This is a genomic window from Actinokineospora spheciospongiae (assembly GCF_003182415.1).
Taxonomy (GTDB): domain Bacteria; phylum Actinomycetota; class Actinomycetes; order Mycobacteriales; family Pseudonocardiaceae; genus Actinokineospora; species Actinokineospora spheciospongiae.
In genome coordinates this window covers 651,641-672,300 of the sequence record NZ_QHCP01000005.1, presented here as the reverse complement: position 1 = coordinate 672,300, position 20,660 = coordinate 651,641, and the positions used below count along the sequence as shown (strand labels likewise).

Genomic DNA, 20,660 nt, shown 5'->3' with positions numbered 1-20,660 from the left:
GTCATCGTCGAGACAGACCCCTGAGGGAGATTTTGTGAGCAGTACGCACACGAGGCTGGCGGCGTTCATCTGGTCGGTGGCCGACCTGTTGCGCGGCGACTACAAGCAGTCCGAGTACGGGAAGGTGATCTTGCCGTTCACGGTCCTGCGACGCCTCGACTGCGTGTTGGCGCCGACCAAGGACGCGGTGCTGGAGCGCAAGGCCAAGCTGGCCCAGCAGGGCGTGCAGAACCTCGACATGCTCAAGCGCGCCACCGGTGGACTCAGCTTCTACAACACCTCGAAGCTGGACTTCCGGGCATCGGTGCGCGACCAGGACAACGTCGCCACCAACCTGAAGTCCTACGTCGGTGCCTTCTCGGAGAACGCCCGGGAGATCTTCGAGGCCTACGACTTCACCGCCCAGTTGGGCCGCCTCGACGGAGCCGGGCTGACCTACCAGGTGGCGTCCAAGTTCGCCGAGATCGACCTCAGCCCGGACGTGGTGGACAACCACCAGATGGGTTACGCGTTCGAGGAGCTGATCCGCAAGTTCTCGGAAATCTCGAACGAGACCGCGGGCGAGCACTTCACGCCCCGCGAGGTCATCAACCTGATGGTGGAACTCCTGCTCGCCCCCGATGGCGAGGACCTGACGACGCCGGGTGTTGTGCGGACCGTGCTGGACCCGGCGTGCGGAACGGGCGGAATGCTCACCGCCGCCGAGGAGTTCGTCCTCAAGCGCAACCCGGACGCGACGGTCGTGCCCCACGGCCAGGAACTCAACGCCGAGTCCTATGCCATCTGCAAGTCCGACATGATGATCAAAGGCGAGAACTCGTCGAACATCAAGCACGGCAACTCGTTCAGCCACGACAAGCACTACGGCAAGTCCTTCGACTACCTGCTCGCCAACCCACCGTTCGGCGTGGAGTGGAAGAAGGTCAAGGACGACGTCGAGACCGAGTCCAAGCTCGGCTTCGCAGGCCGCTTCGGCGCAGGCCTGCCGCGCATCAACGACGGCTCGCTGCTGTTCCTCCAGCACATGATCCACCACATGAAGAAGCCGGAGCAGGGCGGCTCCCGCCTCGCGATCGTCTTCAACGGCTCCCCCCTGTTCACCGGAGCCGCCGAGTCGGGCGAGTCGAAGATCCGCCAGTGGATCTTGGAGAACGACTGGCTCGAAGCCATCGTGGCACTGCCGGACCAACTCTTCTACAACACCGGCATATCCACCTACTTCTGGATTCTGACCAACCGCAAGGACGAAGCACACCGGGGCAAGGTGATCCTGCTCGACGCCCGGGAGCACTGGTCGAAGATGCGCAAGTCCCTGGGCGACAAGCGCAAGTACATCCCGGACGAGGAGATCGGCAAGCTCTCCACGCTCTACGGCGAAGCACTGACAGCAGCCGAGGACCCCGAGCACCCGATGCACGAAAAGGTGAAGGTCTTCGCACCACGGGACTTCGGGTACCGGCGGATCACCGTGGAACGGCCGTTGAAGCTCCGGTTCGAGGTGACGGAGGAAGCTCTCGCTGAACTCGAGATCGCCAAGACCCTGGCGAAGTACGAGGGGCGGGAGAAGCTGATCGAGTCCTTGCGCGGGCTGGTTGCCGAGCCTGCCGCGTTCCGCAAGGTGGACTTCGCGAAGGTCTTGCGGGAGACGCTGGCCCCACTGGGCAAGCTGCCTGCCGGCGTGGACAAGGCGGTCTGGGGCGCGGTCTCGCTGAGCGATCCAGAAGGTGAGTTGCAGGTCGATCGCAAGGGCGATCCGTTGCCGGACCCCGACCTGCGGGACAACGAGAACGTGCCGCTTGATGAGGATATCGACGAGTACATGGCCCGTGAGGTCCTGCCGCACGTGCCGGAGGCTTGGGTGGACCACACGAAGACCAAGGTGGGATACGAGATCCCGTTCACGCGCCACTTCTACAAGTACGTACCACCGAGGCCGCTTGAGGAGATTGACGCTGAACTGACGGACCTCGAGGCTCAGATCCAGCGCCTGCTGCGCGAGGTGACGAAATGAATTTGATGTCGACATGGCTAAATAAGGCACCGAACCACTGGACGCGCGGTCGCATAAAATCATTAATACGCCAATCTGCAAATGGAGTATGGGGAGAGGAGCCGATCGGCGATTCATCTGACATAGCTTGTGTAAGGGCTGCCGATTTCGACCGCAAAACAAACCGGGTAAAAGCCGAAAATTTGCCCAAGCGGAAAATTGACTCATCCACACTGCAAAAGCATGTCCTCAAACAGGGGGACGTAGTACTAGAAAAGTCCGGCGGAGGAGAAAAACAACCAGTCGGGGCAGCCGTGTTGTACGATCTCGAAGAACCGGCTGTATGCACAAACTTCTGCATGCGCATTTCTCCTATGAAAAATATTGATGCCAAGTTTCTTCTATATGTCTTTGTCACAACCTATAGCCAGGGAATCACACAGAGCTCAATCAAGCAGACAACTGGGATTCAAAATCTTGACACCAGCGCATTTTTCTCTTCTCCATGGGCTTATCCGGGCATCGAAGAGCAACGACGAATTTCCAAATTTCTCGATACTGAGACCTCGCACATAGACTCAATAATCTCAGCCAGGCGAAAGCAAAGGCTTCATCTTGGCCAACGCGCCATATCCCGCGCATATTATGCGATAAAAGGAGAAAACGAACCTGGTCAGCGGAACCCCAGCGGTCTCGAATGGCTAGGTAGTATACCCGCCTCATGGCCCATTCGTTCAGTGGCGTCACAGTTCGAAGTGCAATTGGGCAAGATGCTGAACAGTGAGCGCGCAGCCGGAGGCAACCTCCGACCCTACCTCAGGAACACCAATGTCCAATGGGACAGAATAGATACTGAAGATTTGCTGGAGATGGACTTTCCGCCATCTGAAGGCAAAAGATATCAAGTTATCCAGGGCGACCTGCTAATTTGCGAAGGAGGGCAGCCTGGCAGAGCAGCGATTTGGGATGGAAGGATTGAGGAAATATACTACCAAAAGGCACTGCATCGTGCCAGGCCGCGCTCCGAAAGTCGAGCGCGATGGCTATATTATTGTCTACGAGCGGCGGCGGCATTGGATGTCTTCACCTCCGAAGGCAATTCCTCCACCATCTCCCATCTCACCGGTGAACAATTAGCCGGACATCGGTTTCCTTTTCCTGAATCCGAAGTGCAGGATCGCATAATTGTAAAGTTGGACGAAACTGCGAGTCAGGAAAATAGATTGATAAATTATTTGGACAGCCAACTCGACCTGCTATCCGAACGACGTCAAGCATTGATCACTGCTGCTGTCACCGGCCAACTCGATGTGACAACGGCGCGTTCGGGGGTGCGCTGAGTCATGCGTGGAGGGGGGACCGAGTGACCACCGGGGAACAAGCGCAGCACAGCCCGCCTGCGGGCATCGACGCCGCTGCCGTCAACACCGCCAAAGGCAAGGTCGGCGCCACAGCCAAAACCCTGCTGGACAAGGTCCGGCAGTTCGCCGAGCGGGCCACCGCATTGCTGTCCGCGCCGGACGCGTTGCGGGAAAGCGCGCGGCACCAGATCGACATCCTGGCCGACCAGCAGGCCCACGCCGTCCTGGCCACCCGTCCGATCGCCGACCTGCGCGGTCTCGCGGGCAAGGGTGCCCGGCTGGGTGCTCTTGCCGACGCGGGCTTCCGCACGATCGCGCATGTGGTCAGGGCGACTCCCGACAACTTGCAGACCGTGCCGGGCGTCGGCCCGCAGTCGGCTCAGCAGGTCTCGGCGGCAGCGAACCGGCTCGCGCGTGAGGTCCGGCAGGAGGCGCGGGTTCGCTTCGACCTCGACCAGCGGCACCCCGGTCAGACCCAACTCCTCGCCACGCTCGCCGCTGCCCGGCACGCCGACAGCATCCGGGGTGCCCTGCAAGAGCCCTTGGAGCAGTTCACCGGGCAGGCCGAGCGCTTGGTGCGGGAGGCGGAGCCGACCGCCAGCCGTGCGGGGATGCTCTTCCGGTTCGGCAAGCGGAAGCAGACCGCACTCGCCGCGTTGGCCCAGCTCGACGCCCTCTTGGCCGCTCCCCGGACAACCGCCCTGCTGCACACGGTGGAGCAGCAGGAGCGGGCCGCTGACCCCGCTTCCTACTCGCCCGAGCAGTTGTGGCAGGAGTACTCCCAGGACGCGGCCGGGTTCAACGCGCTGCTCTCCACGCTCGGGGGTCAGGGCGACGGTGACGACAGCGAGGCCGCGCAGGGGTTCCTGCCGGAGGAGCTGCGCCAGGAGATCACCGCCGTCCCGCTGGACACGAGCCTGCTCAAGGCCACCCTGCGCGGTTACCAGGTGTTCGGCGCGCAGTACGCGATCCACCAGAAGCACTCGATCCTCGGTGACGAGATGGGGCTGGGCAAGACCGTGCAGGCCCTGGCCACGATGACGCACATGGCGGCGATGGGGCAGGCCCGCTTCCTCGTGGTCTGTCCGGCCAGCGTGCAGATCAACTGGCTGAACGAGATCAGCAAGCACACCACTCTCAAGGGGCACAGCCTGCACGGGGCGGACCGTGCGATCGCCACGCACCACTGGTTGCGCACCGGTGGTGTCGCGGTCACGACGTTCACCACGCTCGGGCGCCTGAACGGCATCACCGAGGCCGGGATCGCGATGCTCGTGGTGGACGAGGCGCACTACGTCAAGAACCCCGAGGCGCAGCGGGCCAAGCACGTTGCCGCGATCGTGGCCGTGGCCCAGCGGGCGATGTTCCTGACCGGTACACCCATGGAGAACCGGGTCGAGGAGTTCCGCAACCTCGTCCACTACCTGCAACCACGGGTCGCGCAGGGTCTGGACGCCGCTGACGCGCTGACCGGGGCGAAGCGGTTCCGCCGGGCGGTCGCGCCGGTCTACCTGCGGCGCAACCAGGAGGACGTGCTCACCGAGCTGCCGGACAAGATCGAGGTCGAGGACTGGGTGCACTTCTCCCAGGCCGACACCGCCGCCTACACGATGACGGTGCGCTCGAAGAACCTCATGCAGATGCGGCAGGCCGCGTTCCGGTCCGACGATTCCGCCAAGCTCGAACGGCTCGCCGAAATCGTGGACGAAGCACGTGAGGACGGGCTCAAGGTCGTCGTGTTCTCCAACTTCCTGGACGTGCTCCAGGTCGTCCGCGGCAAGCTCGGCACGTCCGTGGTGGGCGTGCTGAACGGGTCTGTACCGCCCGTGGCCCGCCAGCAGCTCGTCGACACCTTCTCCCGGCGCGAAGGCCATGCTGTGCTGCTCAGCCAGATCGAGGCGGGTGGGGTCGGGCTGAACGTGCAGGCGGCCTCGGTGGTGATCATCGCCGAGCCGCAGTGGAAGCCCAGCACCGAGGAGCAGGCCATCGCCCGCGCCTACCGGATGGGGCAGATCCGGAAGGTGCAGGTGCATCGGCTGCTCGCCAAGGGCAGCGTCGACGAGCGGCTGCGGGAGGTCCAGGAGCGCAAGAGCCTCCTGTTCGCCGAGTTCGCCCGCAAGAGCGACGCCAAGGAGGCCGACCGCCGGTCGATCGACACCGGCGAACACCGGCCGGGCTTCCTCGACGACGAGGCCATCCCGCTCCAGCAGCGCATCATCCGCGCCGAACAGCACCGCCTCGGCATCGAGTCCTGAACAGGAATCTGGGGGAACCACATGGTCGTGGCACGCGAAACATCCCTTCAAGAGCTGTTGGAGGGGGCGAAGCAGTACCAGATCCCGCTGTACCAGCGGCCCTACTCCTGGGGGACGGGCCAGCTCAAGCAGCTGTGGGAGGACATCTCCCAACTGGCCGAGGACCGCGCCGACGACCGGGAGCTGACGCACTTCATCGGATCGGTGGTGCTGACACCCAGCCCGGCCAACGGGCCGACCGGCGTGTCCGAGTACCTGGTGATCGATGGGCAGCAGCGGCTCACCACGCTCACCATCCTCCTGTGCGCGATCCGCGACCACCGAGCGGCACGGGAGAACCCGGAGCACAGGCAGAGGATCAATGAGCAGTACCTGGTCAACCGGTGGAAGCCGGGGAACCAGCGGTTGAAGCTGGTGCCGACGCAGGCTGACCGCGCTGCCTACCTGGCCTGCGTCGACTCCACCCCGCAGGCTGGTGGAACGGACCGCATCGGCGCCGCTTACCGGTTCTTCTCCGCACGGCTGGCGGGCGCCGACGACCCTGACGACCCCCACGACATCGAGCGGATCGAGGACACCGTGTTCTCGGGCTTGGCCCTGGTCTCCGTCACAGCGCAGCAGGGGGACAACCCGCACCGGATCTTCGAGTCGCTCAACAACACCGGCCTGCGGTTGACCCAGGCCGACCTGCTGCGCAACTACCTCTTCATGCGGTTGCCCACCCGTGGCGCGGCCGTCTACGAGTCGCTGTGGCTCCCGCTCCAGAAGGGCCTGGAGCGCGACCAGTTGGAGCTGCTGTTCTGGCTCGACCTCGTGCAGCGCGATCCGCGCATCAAGCAGGCCGACACCTACACCGGGCAGCAGCGGCGGTTGGACAAACTGCGCTCAGAAGAGGACATCGAGCGGGAGGTCGCCAGGTTCGGCGGCCTCGGCGAGCTCTTGCGGACGATTCTCGACCCGTCCCGTGAACCGGATGCAGCGGTACGACACCGCTTGACCCGCCTCGGCGCGTGGGGGACGACGACCGTCTACCCCGTGCTGCTGCACCTGCTGGATCGGCGGGCCTCGGGCACAGCCGACTCCGCGCAGATCTCGACGGCGATGCTGCACCTGGAGAGCTACTTCGTCCGCCGCCTGCTCATCGGCCGCGCCACAGCGGGGATCAACAGGACGTTGCTGTCCATGGTGACCGAGATGGACGCCGATGCTCCGGTCGACCAGGCTGTTCGCGGCTACCTGACGACAGGTCGAAAGCACTACGCGAGTGACCGGGAGATCAAGGCGGCCGTGCGGTCGGTGCCCTACTACCTCAACGGGCGCCCGCACCAGCGAGCGCTGGTGTTGCGGTGGCTCGAGGAGACCTACGGCAGCAAGGAGCCGGTGGACCTGTCCTCCCTGACGATCGAACACGTGCTGCCGCAGACACCGACCCCGCAGTGGCGGCGGGTGCTGGCGGAGGACCTCGAGGACGGGGAGGAGCTGGGCCAGGTGCACGAGGGCCTGGTCCACACCCTGGGGAACCTGACCCTCACCGGCTACAACTCCACCCTCGGCAACAGCGCGTTCGAGGTGAAGCGCCCGAAGCTGGCCAGCAGCGGCGTGCGCATGAACCAGGAGATCGCCGCACAACACCGGTGGGGACGGCCGCAGATCCAGGAACGCGCCGACGCCTTGGCGGAGCGGGTGATCGCCGAGTGGCCCGGCCCCGCGGCAGCCGGTGCTGACTTGTCGGGAACGGCGTGGGAGGTGATGAACCAGGCGCTCGCTGAGCTGCCCGCGGGGGCGTGGACGACCTACGGCGACCTCGCCGTGCTGATCGGCAGCCACCCCGTGGCCATCGGGCAGCGGCTCGCGACCACGCCCGCTCCCAACGCGCACCGGGTCCTGCAATCCGATGGCAGGGTCTCGCCGAACTTCGCCTGGCTCGACGCGTCGCGCACGGACGACCCACGGGACACGCTGGAGGCCGAGGGGGTGGTGTTCGACCGCCACGGGCGCGCGGACAAGGAGCGACGGGTGACCGTGGAGGAGCTCGCGGTGCTCATCGGTGCCGATGTCCCGGACCTGGGGCCGGTGCCCGAGCCCGGCGAGGACGCGATGCCGCCCGACCGGTTCCTCGGTCAGCTCGTGGAGCGGCAGGGGGACGACATCGCCGAGGCTGTGATCGAGGTGATCGACGTCTGGATCGAGCGGGGTGGGCACGTCGAGTTCGGCCTCAAGAACGAGACGTCGTGCTTCCTGATGTCCCGGGACAAGTCGCACCCCGACGGCAACATCTGGCCCGTGGTCTTCTACCCGAGCGGCAAGTGCGAAGTGGTGTTCCAGCACCTGGGCAGGCGGCAACCGTTCGACGACCCGGCTCGGCGCGAGGAACTCCGCCAACGGCTCAACACCATCCAGGGTGTCGACCTGCCCGCGGCGAAGATCGATCTGCGACCGGGGTTCGACCTGGGCGTTCTCCTGGATGTGTCCGCGCGTGCGGGCTTCGTCGAGGTGCTCGGCTGGTTCCACGAGGTCGCGGCAGCCAACGGCACGACGGAGGCAGACGCCACGTGACCGTGGAACCGGGTCGAACACACCGGGTCGGCGCTGAGAGCGCAGGTCGGGTCATGCCCTCCACCGGAAGGAGTGTATCGATGGCAGTGCACACGGAACGGGCGTTCGAGGACGCCATCGAGGCGGCCATGGTCGCCGCCGGGTGGCAACGGGGGCAGCGCGACGGCTACAACCGGGAACTCGGTCTGGACACCGACCAGTTGTTCAGCTTCATCGGGGCGACGCAGGACGACGTCTGGGGCAGGCTGAGAGCGCACTACGGCAACGACACCGACGAGCAGATGCGCCAGTTCGGCCGGTTCCTCGCCAAGGAGATCGACAAGCGCGGAGCGGTCGACGTGCTGCGCCACGGCGTGCGCGACCGCGGGCACCTGATCCGCCTCGCCTACTTCCGCCCCGCGCACACCCTCGCCGACGACGCCCTGGTCGATTACCGGCGGAACCGGCTGTCGGTGACCCGCCAACTCGCGTACTCCACCCGGGATCGCGGCAGGGAACTCGACCTGGCGCTGTTCGTCAACGGCGTTCCGGTCGCCACGGCCGAGCTGAAGAACCCCCTGACCGGGCAGAACGTCGAGCACGCGAAGGAGCAGTACCGCCGCGACCGCGACCCGCGGGAGCCGCTGTTCGCCAAACGGGCGCTGGTGCACTTCGCGGTCGACCCCGACCTGGTCTTCCTCACCACACGCCTGGCCGGTGAGAAGACCCGCTTCCTGCCGTTCAACACCGGGTCGGCAGGGCCGGGGAAGGATGGTGGCGCGGGCAACCCGGGTGCGGAACCCGGCCGGTACCGGACCTCCTACCTCTGGGAGGAGGTCTGGCAGCCGGAGGCGTGGCTCGACATCGTCCGCCGTTTCGTGCACCTGGAGGAGGGCACCCCGCAGCGCGGCGGTCGCAGGCCCGGGCCGCACGCCCGAGAGCTGATCTTCCCCCGCTACCACCAGTGGCACGCGGTGCGCAGCTTGATCGCGCATGCGGCCGAGCACGGCTCGGGGCACAACTACCTGGTGCAGCACTCGGCCGGGTCGGGCAAGTCGAACACCATCGCCTGGCTCGCCCACCGGCTGTCCAACCTGCACGGCCCGGACAACGAGCAGGTCTTCGACAAGGTCGTCGTGATCACCGACCGGGCGGTGCTGGACCGGCAGTTGCAGGACACCATCTACCAGTTCGAGCACCGCGCGGGGGTGGTCACCAAGATCAGCGACAAGGCGGAGGGCTCCAAGTCCGAGCAGGTCAGCAGCGCCCTGGCGGGCGAGACGACCAAGATCCTGATCGTCACCCTGCAGACCTTCCCGTTCGTGCTGGAGAAGGTGGACGGGCTGCGCGGAAAGCGGTTCGCGATCATCGTCGACGAGGCGCACTCGTCCCAGTCCGGGGAGTCCGCGGCGGCGCTCAAGCGGGTGCTGACCAAGCTCGGCAGCGAGGACATCGACGAGGACGACGACCCGCTGACAGCGGCGGCGTTCGCGCGTGGGCGGCACCAGAGCCTGTCCTACTTCGCGTTCACCGCGACGCCCAAGCCGAAGACCATCGAACTCTTCGGCGTGCGGACGGGCGACACCGTGCGCCCGTTCCACATCTACTCCATGCGCCAGGCCATCGACGAGGGATTCATCCTCGACGTGCTCCGCAACTACGTCACCTACCAGACCTACTGGCGACTCACCGGTGGGGACGACGACCGCGAGGTCGACGAGCGCAAGGCCAGCGCCGCCCTGGCCAGGTTCGCCGTGTTGAGCCCGGCCAGCCTCCAGCAGCGCGCCGAGCTCATCGTCGAGCACTTCATCAAGCACACCCGCGGCCGCCTCGGTGGTCGGGCGAAGGCGATGGTGGTGACCCGCTCCCGCGAGCACGCGGTCAAGCTGTACCGCAAGATCAAGGACTACGTCGACATGCGCGGTTACGAGAACTGCGGCGCACTGGTGGCGTTCTCGGGCGAGGTGAAGGTGGACAACCTCGACGCGGACACCGTCACCGAGGCCTCGATGAACGGCTTCGGCGAGGCGGCCCTGCCGAAGGCGTTCGCCTACACCCGCGCGGACGACGAGAACGCGGCGGCGAACCCCAAGCCCGAGTACCGGATTCTCGTCGTGGCCGAGAAGTACCAGACGGGGTTCGACCAGCCGCTGCTGACCACGATGTACGTCGACAAGTCGCTCAAGGGCGTGGCTGCCGTGCAGACCCTGTCGCGGTTGAACCGCACTCACCCGCGGAAGGGGCAGGACGACCTGTTCGTCCTCGACCTGGCCAACGCGGCCGAGGACATCCAGGCGGCCTTCCGGCCGTACTTCGAGGCCACGATCACCACGCCGACCGACCCGAACCTCATCTACGACGCGCAGCGAGCGGTGATGGACCAGCAACTGCTCGTGGAGTCGGAGATGGAGGCCTTCGCCACCGAGTACGAACGGGCCCAGCGATTCGCGGGTGACCGGACGAAGTGGGACCGGGCGCACGCGGAGCTGTACCGACTCACCCACCCCGCGCGCGATCGGTTCGCCCAACTGCTCGAAGACGACGGTGAACGGGCTGAGGAGTTCCGGTCGTCCCTCCGCGACTTCGTCCGCAAGTACGGTTTCCTCGCCCAGGTGATCGGGTTCACCGAACGGTCGCTGGAGCGGCTGTACGTGTACGGCAAGATGCTCCTGCCGCAGCTCGCGCGTCGGCAGGACCCGGGTATCGACCTCGGCCAGGTCGACCTCACCCACCTGAGGATCGGCCGGACCGGAGAGCACGACCTGGCACTCGACCCCGAGGGGGAGCAGGTGCTCCCGGGTTTCACCGGCGACGGCGCCGGTGGTCAGAACGAGCGCCCCGTCGCGTCGCTGGCCGAGCTGATCGCCGAACTCAACGAGCGGTTCGGCAGCAACCTCGGGGAGAGCGACATCGTGCGCGGCTCGGCGGAAGCCGCGATGGCCGAACCCCGGGTGAAGGCCGCCGCGTTCGCCAACGACGAGGAGAACTTCGGGCACGTCTTCGACGAGGTGTTCGAGGACAAGCTGTACGAGCGCATCGAGAACGACACCAAGGCGGTGCAGATGTTCGCTGACGACCCGCAGTTCAACTCCGAGTTGAAGAGCATCGCCCGCCGCTACGCCTACGAGTCGCTGCGCCGGGACGTGGCCTGATCCATGACCGCGCGACGGACCCTGGACCAGCGCTACGAACTCACCTCGCCGATCGGCCGCGGCGGGATGGGCGAGGTGTGGTCCGGTTACGACAAGCGGCTGGACCGGCCGGTCGCCGTCAAGCTGCTGCGCCCCGATGTGCTGCCGCTCGGCTCGGACCGCACCACTCTCGCGAAGCGGTTCCTGCGCGAAGCCCGGCTCACCGCACGCGTGGAACACCCGGGCGTGCCCGCGGTGTTCGACGCGGGCGCGCAGGGCGACGAGCTGTACCTGGTGATGCAACTCGTACCCGGGATCGACCTGGGCGATTTCCTCGTCCAGCACCAGCCGGTTCCGGTGGACTGGGCAGTGGCCGTGGCCGCGCAGGTCGCGTCCGTGCTGGCCGCCGCGCACGCCGTCTCCCTGGTCCACCGTGATCTCAAACCCGGCAACGTGATGGTCAGGCCGGACGGAACGGTCACCGTGTTGGACTTCGGCGTCGCGACGCTGCTCGAAACGGACCTGACCCGGCTGACGACGACCGGAGAGGCCATCGGCAGCCCCGCCTACATGTCACCGGAGCAGGTCCTCGGCGGCGTGCCCAGCCCGCGCAGTGATCTGTACTCCCTCGGGTGCATCCTGCACGAACTCCTGGCGGGTACTCGCCCCTTCACCGCCGAGGGCACCTACCCCGCCATGCGGCAGCACGTGGAGGAGCCACCGCCGCGGCTGCGGGCGCACCGAGCCGACACACCGGCCGCCATCGAGGAACTGGTCCTGCGACTGCTGGCCAAGGCACCCGAGGATCGCCCGGCAGACGCACAGGAGGTGTACGAGCGCCTGCTGCCCTTCCTCCCCACTCCGGGACCGAGTACCGGAACCGGAGGACCGTCGAGGCCTTCCGACCCCACTCGCCCGTACCGGCATCCGTTCGCCCCGCGCAGCCGCAGCGCCTCTCGCGAGCCGGTGCCTGCCGCGCCGCACACGCTGGACTTCGCCGGAACTCGTGACGAGGCGGCCGAACTGGCCATGGCAGGTCGGTTCACCCAGGCAGCGGAGTTGCTGGAAGACCTCCTGGAACGGGCAGGCGCGGGCGAACACCCGCGCACCCAGCGGCGGGGCGCTCGACTGCAACTCGCGAACACCCTGCTGCTCGGCGGCGACTACGCCCGCGCTCTCGCGGAGTACGAGCTGTTGATCGACGAAATCGGGCCCGAGCGGGCAGCCGAGGATTCGGATGTCCTGCACTGGCGACTGCAGATCGCGGTCTGCCACGCCGCCCTCGGCCGCGCACCGGAAGCCCTGGAACACCTGGAACCGGTCTTGCGGATTCAGCAGCGGAAACTCGGTGCCACTCATGACGAGGTGGTCGAACTGCGCCGGGAGGCGGCCAAGTTGCAGGCATCAGCAGGCGGTGTAGGCGAGGCGGCAGCCCTTGTCCGTTCACTCCTCCTCGATCTCGGGGATTCACATCCACGGCGAGTCGAACTGCGAGCCATGCTGAGTCGGTTCACCGGCTGATACAACCCGGCGGGATTGCCGGGTGCCGCAGTCGGGTGGTGTCAGAGCACGTCGACGTGGAAGATGGCGGCTCGCATGTTGTGGACGGCCTTCTCCATGTCGATCAGGGCGTGCAGGGTGAGTTCGACGTCGGTGGAGATGCCTGCGAGGATTCCGGCGAGGTCGGCGGTCCGGTGGTCGAAGGTCTCGTACTCGGCGATGACCTCGTCGGTGGCGCCGAACTTGCGCTGGTGGGTGCGCAGCCAGTCCAACTCCGCCCGGCTGACCTCGCCGTCCGCGCCCGCGATCACCAGCAGCGCCTTGCCGTAGTTGACCATCGCCGCCGCGGGGGCGGAGCTGAGGCCGTAGGCATCCTTGCCGAAGTCGCTGATTTCGAGAACCTCGTGGTCGGACATGTGGGTCCCTCCCGGTCGTGTGCACGCGCGGGGCGGATCAGAGCACCGGGTGGGACACCCGCACGAGATCATCAGTTGTGGCGTCACCGGGACGGGGCACCGCTGTCATCCTCTGGTGTGTCGGGAGCCGTGCGGGCGGGGGCCTCGGTGAGGGCGGTCGTGGGGTGTTCGTCACCCGGCGACGCGGGCGGCTCGGTGCAGGGCGTCGCGCGCGGTGGTGTTGTCGCGGTGTGCGCTCAGCTTTCGCCGGAAGGTGCGGAAGGCGAGGTCGACGCGGGCGGAGTGGATGCGGGGGTAGTCGTCGAGGAAGCGGTGCCAGGTGGCGCAGGACTGCTCCAGGCGGCCCTGGCGCAGTTGCAGGTCGGCGAGGTGGTGGATGGTGAGCATGCGGGAGCGGCGTTCGGCTTCCGGGCGGTGGCGCAGGGAGTCGCGCAGCGCGGTTTCGGCCCGGTGGCTGGCGCGGAGGAACACCAGGGCCTGGCCGGTCAGGTGGGCCAGGTCCGCCCGGTCGGTCCGCTGGGCGGGCGGTTCCTCGGCCTCGTCCAGGCATCCCTCGGCCTCGGCCAGGCGGGACAGGGCGGTGCCGCGGTGCGAGAGCGCGGCGTGGGCGACGGCCGCCTGGCCGAGGATCGCCGCCCGCGCGCCGGGTGCGGCCCGGCCGCCCACGCGGTCCACCGCCGCGTCGGCCAGGCAGGCCGCTTGGCGGTAGTGGCCCAGGAACCAGGCCTGCACGCTCATGCCGCGCAGGACCAGCGCGTGCGCCGTCGCGTCGCCCGCTTCGTCCGCCAGGCGCAGCGCTGCCCGGTAGTAGCGCTGGGCCAGGTTGTGGTGCAGGTTGTCGAAGCACATGAAACCGGTCAGGTGGGTCAGTGCGGCCGTCGCGCCGAACAGGGTGCGGTGGTTGTCCTCGGGGCACGCCAACAACCAGGTTGTGACGTCGGTGGCGAGGTAGGCGGCCAGCGCGAGCCGGGCGTGCCCGCCGCCGAACGCCTGGTCGGCGGTGGCGAAGGCGCGCCGCATGGCGCTGATCGCCTCGGCGGTCTCGCGTTCGACGGCGCACACCCGGGCGGGGCGGGGATCGCGGCCCGCCCGGCCACCGGTCCACGCGGGGGTCGCCGCCCACTCCACCCGGAACGGCTGTCGGCACAGGGCGCTGCGGCACGCCGGGTCCAGGTCCGCCGTGATGAGCTGGAGGAGCGCGGAGGCGGCGGATGCCTTGTCGGCGGCCGGTTCGGCCGGGCAGGCGGACGCGGCGCGCAGGCCGGTGTCGGCCACCGAGACCGGTCGGCCGAGGCGGCGGGACAGCGCTTGGGCGACGAACTCGGGGACCGGTGGGCGCGGGCGGCTCCCCGACAGCCAGTGCGCCACCGCGGTCCGGTCGTAGCGCAGGACGACGCCCGCCTCCAGGGCCACCCGGTTGACCGCGAGGGCGAAGCTGTGCCCGGTCCACCGAGCCTCCCCGAGGAGGGCGCGCAGCGCTTCGTTGGGCGTGTTCTTGCGCAACGTCCAGTTCTCCTGACAGCTTCGACCGCCACACCGGCCCGAAACCGGCGTGCCGAACAAATACCTGACCGATTTCCGGAGATCCCGCCTTTTTCATTCAAGCACGGCCCTCCCACCGCGACCATAGCTCCTTCGGGTGAGGCGGCGGCCAGTGCCAACCGGCCACAAGTGCTGCGGGACAACAGGAACCGGCCAGCCGGGGCGGAATATTCCTCTTGGGATGCCGACAACCCGGCGAACAGCCTGAATGGCCCTGCCGCCCTCTCCTGCACGCCACTACATTGGCATTCACGATCCCGGTGGAGGTGGACGACCGTGGAACTCTTCGACCCCGACCGGCTCCGCATCGGCGAGGACGCGAACCCGGACGTCGACCCGCTGGCGGAGGCGGTGCGGTGGATGCGCGCGGAGAGCGAGCGCATGGTGGGCTTCCCGGTGAACCTCGACTTCGACTGCCGCCCCCTGGCGGAATTCCTCGCCGTGCACGGCAACAACGTCGGCAACCCGCGCGCGGAGAGCGCGTACCGGATCGACACCAAGCCGTTCGAGGTGGCGGTGCTGGACTTCTTCACCGCCCTGGCCGGTGGCGACCCGTCCCGGGTGTTCGGCTACCTCACCAGCGGCGGCACCGAGAGCAACACGTTCGCGGTGTGGGTGGCGCGGGAACGCCACCCCGACGCGGTGCTCTACGCCTCGGCCGAGGCGCACTACTCGCTGCCGAAGCTGGCCAGGCTGCTGCGGATGCCCCACGTCGCGGTGCGCACCCGGCCCGACGGCACGCTGGACACCACGGCCCTGGTCGGGGAACTGGCCCGGCACCCCGGTCGGGCGGCGGTGGTCGCGGTGACGATCGGCACGACCGGGCGCGGCGCGGTGGACGACCTGCCCGGGGTGCGCCGCGCGCTCGCGGCGGCGGGGGTCGAGCGGAGCTGGGTGCACTGCGACGCGGCCTTCGGCGGCATCCTGGCCGAGTTCGGCGACGAGGCGATCCCGTGGAACCTCGCCTCGGGGGCCGACAGCGTCGCCATGAGCGGGCACAAGGTGATCGGGTGCCCGGTGCCCTGCGGGGTGGTCCTGGTCCCGGAGGCCGACGTCGCCACCATCCGCGCGGAAGGGGTCGCCGTCGGGTCCGACGACGACACCATCACCGGTTCGCGGGACGCGCTGGCGCCGGTGCTGCTGTGGCACGAACTCCGCCGACTGGGCAGGCGCGGGGTGGCCGACCTGGCCCGCCGGTGCCACCGCACCGCCGCCCACGCCCAGCGCGGGCTCGCCGAGGTGGGCCGCAACCCGAGCCGGGCGCGCGGGGGGACCATCGTGCTGTTCGACCGGCCCCCGGCGGACTTCTGCCGCCGCTGGCACCTGGTGCACGACGAGGAGCACGCCGCGCTGGTGGTCATGCCGCACGTCACCGAACAGCAGGTCGACGAGCTGTGCGCGGAGCTGGCCGACCTCGGTTGACCCGCTGGGGACGCGGTCCGGGGTTCAGGGCTTGCGCACGGTGCCCGCCTGCATGATGAAGTCCACCTCGCCCATGACGCCCATGTCCTCGGTGGGGTCGCCGGGGACCGCGACCAGGTCGCCGACCGCGCCGGGCCGCACCCGGCCGAGGTCGGGTTGACGCAGCAGGTCGGCCGCCACCGACGTCGCCGACCTGAGAATCCGCTCGGCCCCGATGCCGACCCGCGCCATGGTGGTGAACTCCCGCCACGTGTCCGCGTAGGGGATCACGCTGGCGTCGGTGCCGAAGGCCAGTCGCACGTCGCTGTCGGCCAGGAGGGCGGCCGAGGACCGCAGCGACTCCGCGCAGTCGCGGAACTTGGCGCGCAGGACATCCGGTTTGCCCTCCCAGAAGTCCTCGTCGTCGAGCCGGTCGACGTGGTGGAACACCACGTGCAGCGTGGGCACCAGGTAGATGTCGCGTTCGGCGAGCAGCGCGAGGGTGTCGGCGCCCGCCAGGTTCGCGTGCTCGACCGAGCGCACCCCGGCGCGCACCGCGCGGCGCACCGCCTCGTCGTTGAACGCGTGCACCGCGCACGGCAGCCCCAGGTCGGTGGCGGCGGCGACCAGCGCGGTCATCTCGGCCTGCGTGTAGGTTACCGCGGCCGGGTGGTCCGAGGGCGTGCCGAACCCGCCGCTGGCGGCGAACTTGATCCAGTCGGCGCCCGCCCGGACCTGCCTGCGGACCTGGGCGACCACCTCGGCGGTGCCGTCGGCCAGGGTGCCGACCTCGATGCCGAACCGGGTGGTGAGGTCCGGTTCCTTGTCACCGTGCCCGCCCCGGGCGGAGATGATGTTGGGCGCGGTGAGCAGGCGAGGCCCGACGACCAGACCTTCCTCGACCGCCTGGCGCAGGTCGATCGTGCTGGGGTAGTCGGCGCTGCCCAGGTCGCGGACCGTGGTGAACCCGTTGTCCAGCAGCGTCCGCATCGCCGGGAGCGCCCGGAGGGTCTGCTCCCCGATGGAGGCGGTGTTCAGCGATTCGTCCAGCACGTGCACGTGGCAGTCGACCAGGCCCGGCAGCAGCGTGTGCCCCGGCAGGTCGATGCTCTGCGCTGTCGGCGACCCGGTCACCCGCGCGCCCACCTGCTCGACCCGCCCCTGTCGCACCAGCACCCGCGCCTCGGCGGCCGGGCGCATGCGCTCCCCGTCCCACAGGCGGTCGGCGGTCACCACGAACTCGTCGTGGGCGGTGTCGCGGGGGCTGGTCGTGGTGGGCGGTCGGCTCGGCACCTGCCGGTCCACGACCTCGGCGGGCGTCAGCGGGCGGTGGTGCTCGCGCTGCCAGACGTCGCCGGGTCCCGGGTTGTCCGACGTGGTCTTGCCGCCCAGGCAGTGCAGCACGCCCCAGGCCGCGTTCAGCCCGGAGGCCATGGCGTGGTCGAGCCACCCGGGGGACCACGACACGTCGTCGCCCGCCAGGAACAGCGGGTTGGCCGGCTCGCCCGGCACGCCCGCGGCGCCTTTCACGAAGTGCGAGAACAGGTCCCACTGGTAGGGGTACTCCCCCGGCCGCGAGAACCGGCAGATGCCCTTGAAGTTGCGCTCCCCCTCCCAGGAGATGGTGCGGGTGACGCCCGCGGCGACCTGGCGGCGCAGCTCCTCGGCCACCTCCGGGTGGATCTCGCACAGCTCGTCGACGAACGCCCCCACCCGTTCCTCCAGGGTGGAGGAGGCGACCTTCATCGAGTCCTCGGCCCAGGTGAAGCTGAGCACGAGCACCGACCGCCTGCCGCCCGGCTCCCTCGGCTCGCCGAAGTCCATCGTGTAGGTCGCGCGCGGCAACCGGTCGGTCAGGGTGACCCCGTCGAGGCTGGTGCCGGTCCAGAACGGCGTTTCGGTCACCAGGACGGTCTTGGCCGACTGCCAGTAGCTGAGCCTGCGGATGGCGCGCAGCAACCTGGGCCCGAAGGGCGGTGCGCCGCCGGGGCGCAGCGGGCGGACCCGCACGGAGGTCTCCAGCACGTGCAGTTGCGGGGTGAAGACGACGGCGGGGAACCAGTCCGCCCGGCCGTCCTCGTCGTGCACGACCACGCCCTCGGTGGCGTCCTCGCCAACCTCCAGGGTGACCACCCCCGGCCGCGGCGCCCCGTCGTTGACCTCCGCCAGGCTGGTGAAGCGGCCGTCGGGCAGGCCGGTGCGGTGCTCCCAGAACCCGTCGGCCACCGCGGCCATGCCTTCGCGCAGGTGGAACACCTCGGCGCCCTCCGTGGCCAGCAGCAGCCGCGCGACCTCGGTGAACGCGAGTCCGAAGAAGCAGTCCCAGGCCGCCGTGCCCACCCCGGCGGTGCCCAGCACGCGGGCCTGGTCCCAGGTCAGCCCGGCGCCGTCGGGGTCGAGCAGGAAGCGGTGGAAGGTCCACTGCTCGTAGCGGCCGAGCAGGGCCGCCCACCGCCGCCGAATCCCCTCCGGGTCCCGCGCGGCCACCGCCCGGCGCAGGTCGGTGAGCCCGATCCGCTCCAGCGCTTCCAGCCACCGGGTGTGCGCCTGCCGGAACACCTCGTCCTCGGGGTACAGGTCGGTGATCTCGCCGACGGCGCGGGTGCGGCCGTCGACGTCGAGGACCGTGCGCGGGGTGGTGCCCGGGGCGTACTCGTCGCGGAAGGGTTGCCAGTGCAGGCCGAACAGGTCGGCGTAGTGCCGCAGCAGCCGGGCGGAGTCGGGGGCGCGCATGCACCCCAGTTCCACCACCGCGCTGTCGGCGGGGGCCAGCCGCCGCGAGTGCATCCGCCCGCCCAACCGCCTGCCGCCGGGGCCGTCCGGGGAGCGCTCGGCCTCGTACAGGATCGGGGTGGCGCCCACGCGGAGCAGTTCGTAGGCGGCGGTCAACCCGCTGCCGCCGGTGCCGATCACCGCGACGCGGGTGCCCAGGGCGCTCGCGGGCAGGCGACCGATGCGCCGCCCGCCCGCCACGTGGGCGGCGTAGTCGAAGGGGAAGTCGACCTGCAGGTCGGCGGCGGGGGGCGGGGTGCTCACCAGGGTGCTCCTCGGGACGGGGCCGGCCAGGTGTGCACCGGCTCATCGGTGGTGCTCAGTTCGCGGTAGCGGTGGACCGACTCGCGCAGCGCCCGTTCGGTGGACGAGCGCCGCCGCAGCGCCTCGAAGGCGCCCCGCTGCCACCGCGCGCCGGTCCGTCCGGTGGCGGCGCGGTGCTCCAGCACCGACAGGTACCGGTCGACCTCGGCGCGGTCGACGCCGAGGTCGCGCAGCCCGTCGGCCGCCGCCGGGAGCAGCGCGCGCACCAGGTCGGCGGCGGGGAGCACGCGGAGGCCACCGGGGAACGGCCACCGCAGCAGCGCCCGGGGACCGATCGCCGCGGCCCGGTGGAAGTTGTCCTTCGCCGCGTCGAACGGCACGGCGGCGGTGAACCCGCTCCCCGTGGTGGCCAGGTGCCTGCTCAGCCCCACCAGGAACGCCGCGTTGGCCGCCATGTCGACCGGGGTGGGGCCGGAGGGCAGGGCGCGCGCCTCGACCCGCACGTTGCCCGCCGGGTCGTACACCGGGCGGTTCCACCGCCACACGGTGCTCTGGTGCAGGCGCAGCTCGTCCAGGCCCGGGACGCGGCCCCGCCGCAGCGCTGTCAGCGGGTCCTCGTCGGACACCTCGGGAACGAGGACGTCGTGGTTGCGCACCACGTCCGCGAAGACCCCCGTCGCCGCGTCCGTCCACCCGGAACCGAAGGTCACCCGGGGCAGGGTCCCGGTCGCGGCGGCGGTGGCGTGGTCGCCCATCCCCTGCTCGTACAGGGCGATCCTGGTTTCCGACCACAGCCGCCGCCCCAGCAGCAGCGGCGAGTTCCCGGACACCGCGAGCAGCGGCGCCGTCGCCAGTTGCACCGCGTCGTGGGTGATCGCCAACCGGTCCGGGGCCGCGGTGAGGTGGACCTGCCACGAGCAGCAGGCGGCCTGCACCGCGATGGAGTCCGCCTCGATGACGCACTCGTCCGCGCCGCTGATGCCGATGCGCAACGGCGCGTCCCTGCGGCGGCGCAGCTCCCGGTCGAGCACCCGGTACCGCGGCACGTCGGTGATCATGTCGCGGCCGAAGTCGCCAGGGCGCAGGGTCGGCAGCATCCCGGTGGTCAGGGGAAGTGCCCCGAACCGCCCGCCCGCGTCGGCCACCAGTCGCAGCACCGCCCCGACCTCGGCCCGCAGGGCGGTGAACGGCCTGCCCGCGACGCGCCCGGGGGTCAGGTTGAGCTCCAGGTTGTAGCGGCCGACCTCGTGGGTGAGCCGGTGGTCGCCCGCCGCGGCGATCACCTCCAGGTTCACCGGCGCCGGGGTGCCGTCCTCGGTGACGAGGAAGACCTCCAACTCCGCGCCCACCGTGTCGGGGGGTCCGCCGAAACCGGGCCGCCGCAGGACGGTGTCCAGCACGACCAGCGAGTCCTCCAGGCGACGGCGGAAGACCTCGCGGTCGCGGTCGGTGAACGCCTCGGTGTCGATCCGCACGCCCATCGGGGGGTGCCG

Annotated in this window: 11 protein-coding genes; 7 read left to right on the top strand and 4 right to left on the bottom strand. The window is 69.2% G+C overall.

The features are described 5' to 3' along the window. Positions 1–34 precede the first annotated feature (34 nt). From DFQ13_RS17230 to DFQ13_RS17200, 6 genes are all read left to right on the top strand, one after another. Positions 35–2,011: a type I restriction-modification system subunit M gene (locus tag DFQ13_RS17230; protein WP_110080495.1), complete on the top strand. Its 1,977-nt coding sequence runs from the start codon at positions 35–37 to the stop codon at positions 2,009–2,011. Then, a complete protein-coding gene (locus tag DFQ13_RS33150; RefSeq protein WP_146241258.1) occupies positions 2,008–3,330 on the top strand; it encodes a restriction endonuclease subunit S in 1,323 nt (440 codons plus the stop codon). The genes DFQ13_RS17230 and DFQ13_RS33150 overlap by 4 nt, the downstream gene beginning before the upstream one ends. A gap of 23 nt (positions 3,331–3,353) precedes the next feature. Further along, positions 3,354–5,606, top strand: coding sequence for a DEAD/DEAH box helicase (locus DFQ13_RS17215; protein ID WP_110080494.1), 2,253 nt, complete (start codon positions 3,354–3,356; stop codon positions 5,604–5,606). Between the two features lie 21 nt (positions 5,607–5,627). Continuing rightward, the gene (locus DFQ13_RS17210; protein WP_110080493.1) at positions 5,628–8,162 is read left to right on the top strand and encodes a GmrSD restriction endonuclease domain-containing protein; all 2,535 of its coding nucleotides are present in this window, start codon (positions 5,628–5,630) and stop codon (positions 8,160–8,162) included. 80 nt (positions 8,163–8,242) lie between these two features. Next, positions 8,243–11,293 (top strand): type I restriction endonuclease subunit R, encoded by a 3,051-nt coding sequence (locus DFQ13_RS17205; RefSeq protein ID WP_110080492.1) that lies wholly within the window; start codon positions 8,243–8,245, stop codon positions 11,291–11,293. 3 nt (positions 11,294–11,296) lie between these two features. Then, positions 11,297–12,793: a serine/threonine-protein kinase gene (locus DFQ13_RS17200; RefSeq protein ID WP_110080491.1), complete on the top strand. Its 1,497-nt coding sequence runs from the start codon at positions 11,297–11,299 to the stop codon at positions 12,791–12,793. A 41-nt stretch (positions 12,794–12,834) separates the two neighbouring features. Here DFQ13_RS17200 and DFQ13_RS17195 read toward each other — a convergent pair whose 3' ends face one another. Together DFQ13_RS17195 and DFQ13_RS17190 are read right to left on the bottom strand one after the other, a co-directional pair. Next, positions 12,835–13,188, bottom strand: coding sequence for a tellurite resistance TerB family protein (locus DFQ13_RS17195; protein ID WP_110080490.1), 354 nt, complete (start codon positions 13,186–13,188; stop codon positions 12,835–12,837). Between the two features lie 171 nt (positions 13,189–13,359). Next, on the bottom strand, positions 13,360–14,691 hold the full coding sequence (locus DFQ13_RS17190; protein WP_110080489.1) for a hypothetical protein: 1,332 nt from the start codon (positions 14,689–14,691) through the stop codon (positions 13,360–13,362). A gap of 315 nt (positions 14,692–15,006) precedes the next feature. Between DFQ13_RS17190 and DFQ13_RS17185 the strand changes: the two genes are divergently transcribed. Further along, positions 15,007–16,152 carry a histidine decarboxylase gene (locus tag DFQ13_RS17185; protein WP_052020529.1) on the top strand — a complete coding sequence of 382 codons (1,146 nt, stop codon included), beginning with the start codon at positions 15,007–15,009 and terminating at the stop codon, positions 16,150–16,152. A 24-nt stretch (positions 16,153–16,176) separates the two neighbouring features. Here the strand turns inward: DFQ13_RS17185 and DFQ13_RS17180 are convergent, their stop codons facing one another. Continuing rightward, positions 16,177–19,167, bottom strand: coding sequence for an amidohydrolase family protein (locus tag DFQ13_RS17180; RefSeq protein WP_110080488.1), 2,991 nt, complete (start codon positions 19,165–19,167; stop codon positions 16,177–16,179). Continuing rightward, positions 19,164–20,648, bottom strand: a complete 1,485-nt coding sequence (locus DFQ13_RS17175) for a glutamate--cysteine ligase family protein (RefSeq protein ID WP_110080487.1) — start codon at positions 20,646–20,648, stop codon at positions 19,164–19,166. Before DFQ13_RS17175 ends, DFQ13_RS17180 begins: the two co-directional genes overlap by 4 nt. Positions 20,649–20,660: the final 12 nt, after the last annotated feature.

Excerpts from the sequence above, each read along its gene's own strand:
- DFQ13_RS33150 (WP_146241258.1), top strand. The coding sequence starts at position 2,008 with ATGAATTTGATGTCGACATGGCTAAATAAGGCACCGAACCACTGGACG.
- DFQ13_RS17210 (WP_110080493.1), top strand. The coding sequence starts at position 5,628 with ATGGTCGTGGCACGCGAAACATCCCTTCAAGAGCTGTTGGAGGGGGCG.
- DFQ13_RS17205 (WP_110080492.1), top strand. The coding sequence starts at position 8,243 with ATGGCAGTGCACACGGAACGGGCGTTCGAGGACGCCATCGAGGCGGCC.
- DFQ13_RS17200 (WP_110080491.1), top strand. The coding sequence starts at position 11,297 with ATGACCGCGCGACGGACCCTGGACCAGCGCTACGAACTCACCTCGCCG.
- DFQ13_RS17195 (WP_110080490.1), bottom strand. The coding sequence starts at position 13,188 with ATGTCCGACCACGAGGTTCTCGAAATCAGCGACTTCGGCAAGGATGCC.
- DFQ13_RS17175 (WP_110080487.1), bottom strand. The coding sequence starts at position 20,648 with ATGGGCGTGCGGATCGACACCGAGGCGTTCACCGACCGCGACCGCGAG.